At 43.9% G+C, this 12,910-nt stretch carries 15 protein-coding genes; 8 read left to right on the top strand and 7 right to left on the bottom strand.

Features of this window, described 5'->3' with window-relative positions; translation table 11 throughout:
* The first annotated feature begins 93 nt into the window (after nucleotides 1-93).
* Nucleotides 94-1,206 (top strand): lytic transglycosylase domain-containing protein, encoded by a 1,113-nt coding sequence (locus CPG39_RS11605; RefSeq protein ID WP_096293659.1) that lies wholly within the window; start codon nucleotides 94-96, stop codon nucleotides 1,204-1,206.
* Nucleotides 1,207-1,224: 18 nt separating this feature from the next.
* On the opposite strand, the gene CPG39_RS11600 is transcribed toward CPG39_RS11605, so the two are convergent.
* The 5 genes from CPG39_RS11600 to CPG39_RS11580 form a co-directional block, all read right to left on the bottom strand.
* On the bottom strand, nucleotides 1,225-2,583 hold the full coding sequence (locus CPG39_RS11600; protein WP_096293658.1) for an NAD-dependent succinate-semialdehyde dehydrogenase: 1,359 nt from the start codon (nucleotides 2,581-2,583) through the stop codon (nucleotides 1,225-1,227).
* Nucleotides 2,584-2,670: 87 nt separating this feature from the next.
* Nucleotides 2,671-2,892 (bottom strand): DUF2798 domain-containing protein, encoded by a 222-nt coding sequence (locus CPG39_RS11595; RefSeq protein ID WP_096293656.1) that lies wholly within the window; start codon nucleotides 2,890-2,892, stop codon nucleotides 2,671-2,673.
* Between the two features lie 272 nt (nucleotides 2,893-3,164).
* Nucleotides 3,165-3,902 (bottom strand): DNA polymerase III subunit epsilon, encoded by a 738-nt coding sequence (gene dnaQ, locus CPG39_RS11590; protein ID WP_096293654.1) that lies wholly within the window; start codon nucleotides 3,900-3,902, stop codon nucleotides 3,165-3,167.
* 25 nt (nucleotides 3,903-3,927) lie between these two features.
* Nucleotides 3,928-4,383, bottom strand: coding sequence for a ribonuclease HI (gene rnhA, locus CPG39_RS11585; protein ID WP_096293652.1), 456 nt, complete (start codon nucleotides 4,381-4,383; stop codon nucleotides 3,928-3,930).
* A gap of 2 nt (nucleotides 4,384-4,385) precedes the next feature.
* Complete coding sequence (locus tag CPG39_RS11580) at nucleotides 4,386-5,156, bottom strand: class I SAM-dependent methyltransferase (protein ID WP_096293650.1); 771 nt, start codon at nucleotides 5,154-5,156, stop codon at nucleotides 4,386-4,388.
* A 94-nt stretch (nucleotides 5,157-5,250) separates the two neighbouring features.
* Between CPG39_RS11580 and gloB the strand changes: the two genes are divergently transcribed.
* Entirely contained in the window at nucleotides 5,251-6,024 is a 774-nt protein-coding gene (gene gloB / locus CPG39_RS11575) for a hydroxyacylglutathione hydrolase (RefSeq protein ID WP_096293649.1), read from the top strand.
* A gap of 81 nt (nucleotides 6,025-6,105) precedes the next feature.
* Here the strand turns inward: gloB and CPG39_RS11570 are convergent, their stop codons facing one another.
* A complete protein-coding gene (locus tag CPG39_RS11570) occupies nucleotides 6,106-7,812 on the bottom strand; it encodes a glutamine--tRNA ligase/YqeY domain fusion protein (protein ID WP_231990296.1) in 1,707 nt (568 codons plus the stop codon).
* A 289-nt stretch (nucleotides 7,813-8,101) separates the two neighbouring features.
* On the opposite strand from CPG39_RS11570, the gene rplM reads away from it, so the two are divergent.
* From rplM to erpA, 6 genes are all read left to right on the top strand, one after another.
* A complete protein-coding gene (gene rplM, locus CPG39_RS11565; protein ID WP_013648543.1) occupies nucleotides 8,102-8,536 on the top strand; it encodes a 50S ribosomal protein L13 in 435 nt (144 codons plus the stop codon).
* Nucleotides 8,537-8,540: 4 nt separating this feature from the next.
* Nucleotides 8,541-8,933 (top strand): 30S ribosomal protein S9, encoded by a 393-nt coding sequence (gene rpsI, locus CPG39_RS11560; protein ID WP_096293647.1) that lies wholly within the window; start codon nucleotides 8,541-8,543, stop codon nucleotides 8,931-8,933.
* A gap of 109 nt (nucleotides 8,934-9,042) precedes the next feature.
* Nucleotides 9,043-10,071 (top strand): N-acetyl-gamma-glutamyl-phosphate reductase, encoded by a 1,029-nt coding sequence (argC, locus tag CPG39_RS11555; RefSeq protein WP_096293645.1) that lies wholly within the window; start codon nucleotides 9,043-9,045, stop codon nucleotides 10,069-10,071.
* Between the two features lie 150 nt (nucleotides 10,072-10,221).
* A complete protein-coding gene (locus CPG39_RS11550; protein ID WP_231990295.1) occupies nucleotides 10,222-10,866 on the top strand; it encodes a DUF6776 family protein in 645 nt (214 codons plus the stop codon).
* A 12-nt stretch (nucleotides 10,867-10,878) separates the two neighbouring features.
* Nucleotides 10,879-11,343, top strand: a complete 465-nt coding sequence (locus CPG39_RS11545; RefSeq protein WP_096293643.1) for a bactofilin family protein — start codon at nucleotides 10,879-10,881, stop codon at nucleotides 11,341-11,343.
* A gap of 57 nt (nucleotides 11,344-11,400) precedes the next feature.
* Complete coding sequence (gene erpA, locus CPG39_RS11540) at nucleotides 11,401-11,745, top strand: iron-sulfur cluster insertion protein ErpA (RefSeq protein WP_419866132.1); 345 nt, start codon at nucleotides 11,401-11,403, stop codon at nucleotides 11,743-11,745.
* A gap of 22 nt (nucleotides 11,746-11,767) precedes the next feature.
* Here the strand turns inward: erpA and CPG39_RS11535 are convergent, their stop codons facing one another.
* Nucleotides 11,768-12,847: an anhydro-N-acetylmuramic acid kinase gene (locus tag CPG39_RS11535; protein ID WP_096293641.1), complete on the bottom strand. Its 1,080-nt coding sequence runs from the start codon at nucleotides 12,845-12,847 to the stop codon at nucleotides 11,768-11,770.
* Nucleotides 12,848-12,910: the final 63 nt, after the last annotated feature.

Below are 12,910 nucleotides of genomic sequence, written 5' to 3'. Positions count from 1 at the left end.
TTCTTGCTCAGTAAAACCATTAGAAAAATTTAATACGAGGAAATCCCACAATCCACTAATCATAATATATTCAATCGCCTAGACCTTATTTCGATGGACAAAACAAAGCCGCTTGATAATCTTGAATCCGGCGACCCCAAACCGAAGCAAAAACGCAAACGCACTAAAGTTGTGCGCAGTATCAATAATACCCACAAGTTGAGGAGGCGAACCGGAAGATCCAAACCCGGCGGACTCCGGCGGAAAATATTTCTGACCGGTATTGAATTATTGGGCTTGGGCATTGCAGCATTTTGCACCATTATCATGTTACTGGGTTATTCCGCCAGCCGGTTCTCAGGTACTAATTTTTTTGCTAACTTGCTGCCATTTATTGTCGGTATATTAGGTTTGATATTAGTAGCAAGCCTTTTTCTGATTGGCTGGTGGAGACTGAGAAAGTGGTTGCAATTGCATTCGGAATTTCTGACTCCAGGCTTATCTCTGGGGCTGGCATTGCTGATTTCCTGGCTAGTTACGCACGATCAATTCACACTGACTTATGGTCATTTCCGCACTTTAGTGGGCGGCAAGGAAGAAGCCGGTCGCGTAACGATTGCACATCAGGTCTATGCAGCTTATCGACGACACGATGCCGCACAACTACAAAAAATGGTTAACCGGTCGCAGGAATATCGGCAGGCGATCGGAGATGCTGCCCGCTCTTTTAATATCGATGTGAATCTGCTACACGGTATTGCCGCGACGGAATCCTCTTTCATACCGCGAGACAGCAGCGACGGAGGTAAAGGGCTATTTCAAATTACTCGCGTTCCGGAAACGGTTATTGCTCAGGCACGCAAACGGCTGGGTACGGAAATAATATCCTTGGATAACTCCCGCCATAATGCCTTTGTCGCCGCAGCTACATTTAAGCATTATCTGGCTGAAATGAAAGGTGATCTTTTTTTGGGATTGCTGGCCTATAATATCGGCCCCGCAAACGGAGGATTACGTTTTATCATGCAACAATATGGCGCGGTCGATTTCACCACGATACAACCCTATTTGCAGACCTTGCCGCGCGATTATCCAATCCGGGTGCTGTCCTACTCGCTGGCATTTCGCCTCTGGCACAAAGAAGGCAAATTGCTTGCTTACGAAGAAGGCAATAATGCTATCCACATCCAGCGCATCGGCATACCGGGATTGCATACCGATTGGTAACATTTCAGCAACTAGCTGTTATTTGATCCACATCGTTTTAATATTCACAAATTCTCGAATTCCATGATACGACAATTCGCGCCCGTAGCCGGATTCCTTAATACCTCCGAACGGTAGGCGTGCATCACTTCTGACGATACCGTTGACAAATACGGAGCCGACATGAATCTGCCGCGCAAGTTCTTCCCCATGTGCCGTATTGCGTGTCCACACACTGCCGCCGAGACCAAATCGCGTTTGATTGGCCAATCGGATCGCCTCATTCGTATCTTTCACGCGTACGATTGCAGCGACCGGGCCGAATAATTCCTCATCAAACGCCGCCATACCCGGCTGCACGTAATCCAAAATTGTCGGCGCATAGTATGCACCTTGCGTACCGGTAACAGTACCGCCAGATACAAGCTTCGCACCTGCTGTCAGACTCCGTTCAACTTGTACATGCAATTCCGTGCGCAAGTCTTCCCGGGCCATGGGTGCAATATCGGTTGCTTCGTGTTTCGGATCACCGATTTGCAACTGGCTAAAGAGTATACTTAATTGTTCGACAAATGCATCAGCAATCGCATCGATGAGAATAAAACGCTTCGCGGCAATACAGCTCTGCCCCATATTTTGTAAACGAGCCACGAGGGCTTGCCGGGTCGTCGACTCGATATCAGCATCATCGAGCACAATAAAGGGATCTGAACCGCCTAACTCAAGCACACATTTCTTTAAGTGCTGCCCGGCAATAGCCGCGACTTTTCGACCTGCTGTGCTACTGCCTGTCAAGGTGACGGCGGCAATACATTTATCGGCAATCACTGCCTGCACTTGTTCGGCGCTAATCATCAGTGTACGGAAAGCATGCTCAGGAAATCCCGCTTGACGGAATGCATCTTCCAATGCCAGCGCACATCGCGGTACATTTGAGGCATGCTTAAGCACTATCGTGTTACCCGCCATCATTGCCGGTGCAGCAGCGCGAATTAATTGCCAGAATGGAAAATTCCACGGCATGATGCAAAGCACAGTGCCCAGAGGCTGATAAACCACCAGACTGCGGCTGGCATCAGAGGCAATAATTTCATCGCGTAGATAGAATTCAGCTTGATTAGCGTAATGCTCACAACCTATTGCACATTTTTCTATCTCCGCTCTAGCTTCCTTGAGCAATTTACCCATTTCTTCGGTAATCAGATTGGCATATTCCTCGCTGCGCTGACGGAAGATTTGTGCGAGATTGTGCATTAAGCACGATCGTTGTGCAAAATTAAGCGCCGCCCATTCAGTCTGCGCAGATTCCACGTGCTTCAGGGCTACACCGATTTCTTCGGCGTGCCAAATTGCGAACGATTGTATGATTTGACCTGTGGCCGGATTGATGGACTGCATTGCTATCAGAAAAACTCTATCGAGTAACTTTAAAGGATAACTTAACCGAAAAACGCACTCATTCCATTGTTTATTCAGTATTAATCATTAATGTATGAATGCTTCTACCATACGTCTGAGGTACGGCGACACGAAAAGCAACAAAACAAAGCCAACGGGAAATGCAATACTCCACGAATAAAACCAGTGCTCGAGAAAGGCACCGGAAAAACCAAGATTTACGGCTGTAACAATGGCGGATACACAACCGGTCATTGTGGTGGACATCAGCAAACAATAAATACAATGCGCTAATAGTTTCTGTTTCATGCAAACCCTGTTATTACTAACCCGGAGCTAATAGCTCGGCATTGTAAACAAGTTTATGTGAAGAATTTCTCAAATTTCCTGCTGCTCATTTGTTCATTCTAAACAGCTGCACCAAATCCATGCCAGTAATAAATTTTCTGAACTGCTGAAATGGCAAAGGTATTTCCCGATATGAAATCATTTACCAGGAAATACCTCATTATCAGACATCAATATACGATCCCATCTGCCCCATGGAATCCAGCAAGGAAAAATCACATACACGCGACTTATCAATTGCGCGACATGCCTGATTTATCATCAGACATCTCTGCAATCTCAAAATTATTCCACAGGCATTTATTGTCACTTGCTCGCGCAATTTCTTCCAGTATCCCGCAATGTCGCGCCTTTTCTTCCGCGGTCGCTGCAATAATTCTTAAATCAGAACTATCCAAGTCTATCTGCGAATGCTGTACAGATTCAACATAATCCAGCTCGATCAGCAAGCTTTCTTGCCCACGGGTCATCGCAAGATAAACTTCAGCTAATAATTCAGCATCTAATAATGCGCCATGCAACTTACGCTTTGAATTGTCGATATTGTACCGTTCGCACAAAGCGTCAAGATTATTGCGTTTACCAGGATGAAGCTCCTTGGCTAACTTCAACGTATCGGTTATTTGTGAGCAATAATTATCAAGTGCTTTTAAATTGCACAATCCTAATTCATGATTGAGAAATCCTACATCAAAGGGAGCATTATGGATAATTAACTCAGCATCACTGATAAAATTCAAGAACTCCCTGGAAATTTCATAGAATTTTGCTTTATCTTGAAGGAATTCCATTGTCAAGCCATGAACTTGCAGCGCACCTTCATCACTTTCCCGTTCCGGATTGAGATAGTAATGAAAATGGCTACCGGTAAATTGTCTATTACATAACTCAACAGCAGCAATTTCAACAATACGATGACCCAACTTGCATTCCAGACCTGTCGTTTCAGTATCTAGCACAATTTGACGCATATCCCCATCCCTAACATTGATGTAATTATTCAGAAACTATCATTTCGACACCCCGGTTAGCCAGCTGATCAGCACGTTCATTATGGATATGCCCGGAATGTCCGCGTACCCAACACCACTCAATTTCATGCTGTTGGGTTAATTGATCAAGCAGTTTCCACAGATCTTCGTTTTTAACCGGTTTTTTATCTGCAGTACGCCAGTTGCGTGCCTTCCATGAATCAAGCCATTCGCTGATTCCTTTCTGCAGATATTGGGAATCGGTATGCAAATGTATTTTACAAGGGCGCTTCAAAGATTCTAAAGCACGAATGGCCGCAAGCAGCTCCATCCGGTTATTGGTGGTAAGTTTCTCTCCTCCAAAAATTTCCCGTTCATTATCTCCGTATCGCAGTAATGCCCCCCACCCCCCAATTCCAGGGTTTCCTTTGCACGCACCATCTGTATATATTTCTACAACCTTAGAAATATTACCAATCATGATTAATTTAAATCATCAATCTGGTTTGAGCAGCCTGATGATCGCTTTTCCTTGGAATCTTTGATAATCCTCCGAGCAATCGGCACCATCTTTCTCTTGGCATCGAAACAATTTCTCCAATCAGGTTTGATAATTCGCATCCCGTGCGTGTGTTTTATGGCATGCAAAAAATATACCCCGCCTGAAATCGGCCACCAGCGATCCCCTGCAGCCTCCATAAAAGCAAACCGCCGCCGCCATTTTTCTTGTTTGAGCGGGGGCACGTAGCAACAAAGCCGACCACCCGCCATTTCAAAATCCAGTAATTTCAACCAATCTTTAAGCCGCGATAATGCAATAAAATCTCCATTCCATGGAAACTCCTCCCTCATTGATTTTAAATGAGGGCAGACGCCCCATAGACTAAAGGGATTAAATCCTGACACAACGAGATGGCCTTCGGGTATCAGAATTCGATGCACCTCTCTTAAGATTTGATGAGGATTTGCATTAAACTCAAGCGCATGGGGCAAAATAACGAGATCCATGCTGCTAGTCTGAATAGGAAGAAAACCCGCTTCAGCTCGTACCGAAGTTTCACATTCAAAACCCACGGAAAAACGTAAGGGCATGCGATTCAAACGTAAAAAATCAAACTGTGGCCAGCCTATCTGCACCGCATTGTAACCAAAGATATTCGCCACAACCTGATCAAAATAACGGTGCTCATGTTCAATCAAATATTGACCAAGAGAAGACTCAAACCATTGCTGAACATTTTGCGCAATCATCATGAACCATATCGCTTACTCGATATCAGAATTTACACTATTTGTGTAATATCAATTAACATTTTTCATTACGGCATCTTCTTTAAATGGAGCTTTCATGCTGAATATATATCCAGTACATGCATTTAAAGACAATTACATATGGATAACTCACAATCGAAATTATGCGGCCATCATTGATCCGGGTACTGCAGTTCCGGTAATTGAGTATCTTCGATTAAAAGAACTGCAACCCAGTGCAATTCTTATTACCCATCACCATAGCGATCACATCGGAGGCGTAGCGGAATTACTTCAGTGGTTTGATATTCCCGTATACGGACCGGGCAATGAATCAATCGCCGCTATAACAAACCCGGTGCAACAAAATGATATCGTAAGCTTACCCGAGATATCACTCAATCTCACAGTGTTAGATACACCCGGGCACACCCGGGGACACATCGCCTATTATGGGTCAGATCCATGGCATATGATCTTTTGTGGCGACACACTTTTTTCTTGCGGCTGCGGAAGAATATTTGAAGGATCTGCAACGCAGCTTTACCACTCTCTGCAAAAAATCTCCCAGCTACCGGATGCTACCTTAATTTACTGCACACATGAATACACTTTGGGAAATATAGCATTTGCCAAGGCGGTTGATCCAGATAATAGAAAACTTAGCGAGTTCGCAATCACTGCACAAGAATTACGTCACAAAAATATTCCAACAATCCCGACAACACTCTCACTTGAAAAAGCAATTAATCCGTTCCTGCGTTGCGAACACCAACCCATCATTAACAGCGCACAAAATTATTCTGCCCGACTCATGCAAAATCCAGAGAATGTTTTCGAGGTATTACGCGAATGGAAAAATAAATTCTAATTAATTGCAGTTACTATCGATAATGAAAGGAACGAATGTCCAAAAACTATATTGATTATTAATTATCAACAATAAATACAGTTACTTATCTATTAATTTCCCCCACGAATCACGCAAAGTTACAGCCCGGTTAAACACCGGCTTATCGGATTGCATATCCATACGATCAGCAATAAAATAGCCATTACGCTCAAATTGAAAGCTTTGTTCCGGCTTCACTTCACATAGCGATGGCTCTACATACGCGGTAATAATTTGCTTCGAATGTGAATTCAATGAAGTTTTATAATCCTTTCCACCACTATCCGGATATGGATCAGTGAACAAACGATCATAAAGTCGTATTTCTGCTGCTTGCGCGTGTTTTACTGAAAGCCAGTGAATATTGCCCTTTACCTTGCGGCTTTCTGCACCAGGAGTTCCACTTTTGGTATCCGGATCATAGGTACAATGAATGGCTTCAATATCACCTTGTGTATTTTTATCCACTTGTACGCACTTGACAATAAATGCATAGCGCAATCGCACTTCAACACCAGGTGCAAGGCGGAAATAGCCCTTTGTCGGTACTTCCATGAAATCATCGCGCTCAATATACAAAATCTTAGAAAATGGAATAATGCGCTTTCCCCATTCCGGTTTCTGCGGATGATTGGGCGCAAAGCATTCTTCTTGCTGATTCTCCGGATAATTATCAATAATCAACTTAACCGGCTTAAGAACGGCGATGCGTCGCGGCGCATTTTCATTCAGATCTTCGCGCAAACAGTCTTCCAGCACCCCCATATCTATCCAGGAATCGGCCTTACTGATACCAATACGCTCGGCAAACAACCGAATAGCGCGTGGCGTAAATCCTCGGCGGCGCACGCCGGCAAGCGTGCTTAACCGGGGATCATCCCAACCGTCAACCAACTTGCTTTCCACCAGCTCGATCAACTTGCGCTTGCTCATTACCGTATACGTCAAATTGAGGCGAGCAAATTCGATTTGCTGAGGATGACAGGGTACTTTATCAACCAGTTGATCTAACACCCAATCATATAATGGCCGGTGGTCTTCAAATTCGAGCGTACACAATGAGTGCGTAATTCTTTCCAGCGCATCGGAAATACAATGGGTATAGTCATACATCGGATAAATACACCATTGATTGCCAGTACGTTGATGATGAATGTGACGAATACGATAGATCACCGGATCGCGCATATTAATGTTGGGTGAGGCCATGTCAATTTTCGCTCTCAATACATACTGTCCGTCAGGAAATTCTCCGGCTTTCATCCGCCGAAACAAATCCAGACTTTCCGCAATCGGACGATCACGAAAAGGACTATTTTTACCGGGATCAGTCAATGTGCCACGCAATTCACGTATTTCATCAGCAGAGAGACTTTCCACATATGCTTTTCCACAATCGATCATATATTCGGCGAACTCATATAACTGATTGAAATAATCCGAAGAATAATAAAGATGTTGACCCCAATCAAAACCCAACCAGGAAACACTGTCACAAATCGAATCAACGTACTCCTGCGCTTCCTTTTCAGGATTGGTGTCATCAAAACGCAAATGACAAACACCGCCATAATCGCGCGCAATACCAAAATTCAAACAAATACTCTTGGCATGACCAATGTGCAAGTAACCATTCGGTTCGGGCGGAAAGCGCGTTTCTACACGTCCATTCCATTTGCCGGAACGGTTATCTTCTTCTATGATATTGCGAATAAAATTGGAGGGTGTTGATTCAACGTGCAAATTGGTTTCGGATTTCTCTTTCAAAGCGTATCTCTCGGCATATTTTTAGGAGTGGGAAAATACTACTAATTTATTCGGCTGATCAGAAACTCACTCAGAATCCTGCTTCAAATGTGATTTTTCTTCTCAATACAGCATGATTATAGCGGCGATCAGCGCAAAATCCACCATTCTTCAGCAAACACGTCGCATCACTTTTCATTCCCAGCAAGAATATGATGCCGCGGTAAAAATAAAGCTTTCCAAATTTGACTTTTCTTGATGTCTGACATAGAATTCTCGGCTCTTTTTGAATTCGCAGGACAAGTTTTTCGTGAAAACATTTTCCGCCAAACCACACGAAGTAAACCATGACTGGTTCGTTATTGATGCAACCAATAAAGTATTAGGGCGTCTCGCTTCGCAGATTGCTCATCGCTTGCGTGGCAAACATAAACCGATCTATACACCGCATGTTGACACCGGTGATTACATCATTGTAGTCAATATCGACAAAATGAAAGTTACGGGTAACAAGCTGGAAGATAAAATCTACTATCGTCACACCGGCTACCCAGGTGGTATTTATGCAACCCCTTTAGGTAAAATGCACGCGCGTTTTCCCGCACGTCCACTAGAAAAAGCCGTCAAAGGAATGTTACCGAAAGGCCCCTTGGGATATGCAATGTTAAAGAAACTCAAAGTTTATGCTGGCGATACTCACCCGCATGCCGCTCAACAACCCAAACCACTTGAAGTTAGAGCTTAACCCTATGGCCACTCAATATAATTACGGTACCGGACGACGTAAAAGTGCTGTTGCACGCGTCTTTATCAAACCAGGAAAAGGTGCAATTGTCATTAACAATAAACCCATTGATGATTATTTCTCCCGCAAGACAGGTCGAATGATCGTAAGACAACCCCTAGAGTTAACTGATAATGCCAATTCATTTGATATTATGGTCAATATTCATGGAGGCGGGGAATCAGGTCAAGCTGGCGCGGTTCGTCATGGCATTACTCGCGCACTGATCGATTATGATGCGACACTTAAGCCTGCTTTAAGTAAAGCAGGCTTAGTAACTCGTGACGCACGCGAAGTAGAGAGAAAAAAAGTTGGTTTACGTAAGGCACGGCGGCGTAAACAATTCTCAAAACGATGATTCTTTCGTATCGGATTCACACCAAAAGCCGCCTCAATCAGGTGGCTTTTTTGTTTGTGTTATTAAGAAATAAAAAATAGTATCTGCTAAAAACTTAACAGGAGGCACAATGATTAATGTCGGTATTGTTGGTGGAACAGGATACACCGGCGTGGAATTACTACGGTTATTGGCTTTGCACCCTAAAGTAAAAATCAAAGCAATTACCTCGCGAAGCGAAGCTGGCATAAATGTCTCGGATTTGTTTACCAACTTACGGGGACATATCGACCTTAAATTCAGCGATCCCGCAGATACAAAACTCAATAAATGCGACTTAGTATTTTTTGCCACACCTAACGGTATTGCCATGCAACAGGCAGAATCCTTATTGCAAGCAGGCGTTAGAGTAATCGATCTGGCGGCAGACTTCCGCATCAAAAATATTGCAGAATGGGAAAAATGGTACGGCATGCAGCACGCTTGTCCCGCCCTGATCACTGAAGCAGTATATGGCTTACCGGAAATTAATCGCAAACTGATAAAAAATGCGCGTCTTATCGCCAACCCCGGTTGTTATCCTACTGCAGTACAGCTTGGTTTCTTACCGCTGATAGAAGCCGGCATCATCGATGTCAACCACCTCATCGCTGATGTCAAATCAGGCGTTTCCGGTGCGGGGCGTAAAGCCGAAGTTCATACTTTGCTCGCAGAAGCATCTGATAATTTCAAAGCTTACGGCGTTCCGGGGCACCGGCATTTGCCCGAGATAAAGCAAGGGCTTTCCAATATCGCTCAGAAGCCAGTTAGTCTAACTTTTGTTCCGCATTTGGTACCGATGATTCGCGGTATCCATGCCACACTCTACGCAAAACTAATCCAGCCAGTTGACTTGCAAGCCTTGTACGAGGAACGCTATCAGAATGAAGCTTTTGTTGATGTGCTACCTGCTGGGAAACATCCGGAGACTCGTTCTGTACGTGGTTCAAATATTTGTCGCATCGCCGTTCATCAACCGCAAAATAGCGATACAGTTGTGGTACTATCAGTAACCGATAATTTGGTCAAAGGCGCAGCAGGGCAAGCCATACAAAACATGAATATTATGTTTGACCTGCCTGAAACACTGGGAATCAATCAGGTACCGCTGTTACCTTGAGAATAAAATTCTCCCGATATCATATCCCGATCAATTAAGCCGAATACCGTAAAATCCCCGGTGTATAAGTTGTTTCAGAGAAGACCTAAAATCCTATCCCCACGTGTCGTTGTTCGTCCTCGCCGGACCTGGCAGTCATACCTGATCGGTATGACCGTTAGCTGTACCTTGCTGTTGTTGCTTTCTTGGTTCATGTATGAAATGGGAAGACAATCCATCAGCACACCAGGAGATACTCTTGAAGAAAAATTCGCTTACTTATTTGATCCTGGAACATGCAGACAAACCAAGAAACAAAAATTATGTGCCCAGATTGGTGATTTAACTCAGCAGCTACAAATCAGCAATACCGCCAACCAGAATCTTACGGAAGAAATAAAGTCTCTTGCCAATAAGAATGATCAATTAAAAGAAAGGCTTGAATTCTTCCAGCACCTCATCGCCAGCAATACAAAAAATGGGATTTCAGTTTATCAATTTAGCTTAAAAAAAATGCAAACGCCGGGTGAATACCGCTATGCATTGACATTAATTCAAGGTGGAGAAAGACCGAATGATTTTAAGGGAAACTTAAGGTTTACTGTTAAACTGACACAGAACGGTCAAAGCAAGGTGTTACCTCTTACGAAAAAAAATCAGCAACAAGATTTTCCTGTTATCTTTAAATTCTTCCATAGATTGGAAGAATTTTTTAAAGTACCACCGAATTCCATCGTAGAAAATATTCAGGTAGAAGTTTTTAGAAATGGTGACAAAAAAGCCATACTATCGGAAACTATACAACCGACATTGTGAAGGAGAAAAGAAATGTTCGGTAGAAAAAGGAAAAACCAACTACATCATCATATCGATACACTAATTGGCGCAAACACAACGATCTCGGGCGATATTCATTTTACGGGGGGTCTTCGAGTCGATGGACATATTACAGGAAACATCTTTGCAACCGATGATGAACACAGTACACTGGTGCTCAGCAATGAAGGCAGTATCAAGGGAAAAATAAAAGCTACTAATGTCGTCATTAATGGCACAGTGACCGGTCCCATTGACGCTTTAGGATATCTGGAACTACAGGAAAAAGCCAAAGTATTCGGTGATGTTCATTATGGTTCTTTAGAAATCCGGCTTGGAGCCTCCGTTGCAGGGAAAATGATTCATCAACACCCTGTGGATATAGAAGACACGCAACAATCAGAGAAAATGATAACATTAGCTCCAGCAAGCGAGCAGCCGCAACCTCATACTGTTACAGAGAAAGATGCGTCCTGATGTATATGTTGTATAGTATTTGCAATCCATAATTTGACAACTACTGCAGAAATTAACATGAACACTGAACTGAATATCCCCCTCACTTTTACTGAAAATGCAGCCTCCAAAGTCAAACAACTGATCGAGGAAGAAGGCAACGACCATCTTAATCTCAGAGTTTTTGTCAGCGGTGGTGGTTGCTCAGGGTTTCAATATGGCTTCACTTTTGATGAATCAATCAATGAAGATGATACCGTAATGGAAAAGAATGGCGTTAAATTATTGGTCGATCCTATGAGCTTTCAGTATTTGATCGGCGCCGAGATCGATTATCAAGAAAATATACAAGGTGCACAATTCATCATTAAAAATCCGGGTGCCACTAGCACTTGCGGCTGCGGATCATCATTCTCAGTATAAAACGCATCCCGCATCCGAAATTTCATACGGGATAAATCGCTCCCAGAATTCTGCTTCCTTTCGCCCCGGTAACTGCTGTCAGATTGCCTGTTTTACGCAAAATCGCTTGCTGTGCCAACCACGCAAATGCAAAAGCCTCTACCCAATCGATCGTTATCCCGAGTTGATCGGTCAGCGCTACTTTTTTTCCGGGCATTATTTCAGCAAGCCGATTAATCAATAAAGAATTATGCCCCCCTCCACCACATATATAAACTTCTTCCGCACCCGAACAGTACGTACCGATGGCTTGAGCAATCGACATGATGGTTAATTGTAACAACGTTGCCTGAACATCTTCCGGTGATTCTTCACTGAACTGCAGCTTTTCTTCCAGCCAACGAAGATTAAACAACTCCCGCCCTGTGCTTTTGGGAGGCATCTCGGCAAAAAAAGGATCTGATAGTAAAGCATCCAATAAAGCAGGAACAACCTGACCCGTTGCCGCCCATTGCCCGTTTTGATCATAATTTCTTCCGGTATGCTGCAAACACCACGCATCCATTAATGAATTACCTGGGCCGCAATCAAACCCCGTAATTGCATGATGAGGATCAAGATTCGTAATATTAGCTATGCCGCCAATATTAACGATTACACGATGTCGGCTTGAGCTTTTGAAAACAGCTTCATGAAATGCGGGTACCAGAGGAGCACCCTGACCACCCGCAGCGATATCGCGGCTTCTTAAATCAGCAACTACTGTGATTCCTGTTAATTCAGCTAACAGAGCAGCATTGACAAGCTGAATCGTATAGCGCTTTTCCGGTTCCGGACAATGCCTGATCGTTTGTCCATGACATCCGATGGCAACAATTTGTGCTGCCAAAATACCCGTGCTTTCCAGCAAATCTGCGGTCGCTTTCGCGTATAAACGAGACAACCAGTTGCTGAGCATTGCCGCCCGATGAAGCTCATCGTAGCCAGGTTGATGCAACAGCAGCAATGCTTCACGCAGATCATCGTTATAAGGGCAATAGCAAGTCCCCAATAATAATGGGGTAGTGGCCCGAAAATCAGCCAGCACGGCATCCACGCCATCCAGGCTGGTGCCCGACATCATGCCTAGGTAGTAAACGGGTTCCAATTATTCGGTTACAACGGGAAAAGTCAGAGGTCAATTTCC

The organism is Nitrosomonas ureae, assembly GCF_900206265.1.
Taxonomy (GTDB): domain Bacteria; phylum Pseudomonadota; class Gammaproteobacteria; order Burkholderiales; family Nitrosomonadaceae; genus Nitrosomonas; species Nitrosomonas ureae_C.
This window is presented reverse-complemented; position numbering and strand designations above follow the sequence as displayed.

Excerpts from the sequence above, each read along its gene's own strand:
- CPG39_RS11600 (WP_096293658.1), bottom strand. The coding sequence starts at position 2,583 with ATGCAGTCCATCAATCCGGCCACAGGTCAAATCATACAATCGTTCGCA.
- gloB (WP_096293649.1), top strand. The coding sequence starts at position 5,251 with ATGCTGAATATATATCCAGTACATGCATTTAAAGACAATTACATATGG.
- CPG39_RS11595 (WP_096293656.1), bottom strand. The coding sequence starts at position 2,892 with ATGAAACAGAAACTATTAGCGCATTGTATTTATTGTTTGCTGATGTCC.
- CPG39_RS11605 (WP_096293659.1), top strand. The coding sequence starts at position 94 with ATGGACAAAACAAAGCCGCTTGATAATCTTGAATCCGGCGACCCCAAA.
- argC (WP_096293645.1), top strand. The coding sequence starts at position 9,043 with ATGATTAATGTCGGTATTGTTGGTGGAACAGGATACACCGGCGTGGAA.
- erpA (WP_419866132.1), top strand. The coding sequence starts at position 11,401 with ATGAACACTGAACTGAATATCCCCCTCACTTTTACTGAAAATGCAGCC.
- CPG39_RS11550 (WP_231990295.1), top strand. The coding sequence starts at position 10,222 with ATGACCGTTAGCTGTACCTTGCTGTTGTTGCTTTCTTGGTTCATGTAT.
- CPG39_RS11535 (WP_096293641.1), bottom strand. The coding sequence starts at position 12,847 with ATGATGTCGGGCACCAGCCTGGATGGCGTGGATGCCGTGCTGGCTGAT.
- dnaQ (WP_096293654.1), bottom strand. The coding sequence starts at position 3,902 with ATGCGTCAAATTGTGCTAGATACTGAAACGACAGGTCTGGAATGCAAG.
- rnhA (WP_096293652.1), bottom strand. The coding sequence starts at position 4,383 with ATGATTGGTAATATTTCTAAGGTTGTAGAAATATATACAGATGGTGCG.
- rpsI (WP_096293647.1), top strand. The coding sequence starts at position 8,541 with ATGGCCACTCAATATAATTACGGTACCGGACGACGTAAAAGTGCTGTT.
- CPG39_RS11545 (WP_096293643.1), top strand. The coding sequence starts at position 10,879 with ATGTTCGGTAGAAAAAGGAAAAACCAACTACATCATCATATCGATACA.
- CPG39_RS11580 (WP_096293650.1), bottom strand. The coding sequence starts at position 5,156 with ATGATGATTGCGCAAAATGTTCAGCAATGGTTTGAGTCTTCTCTTGGT.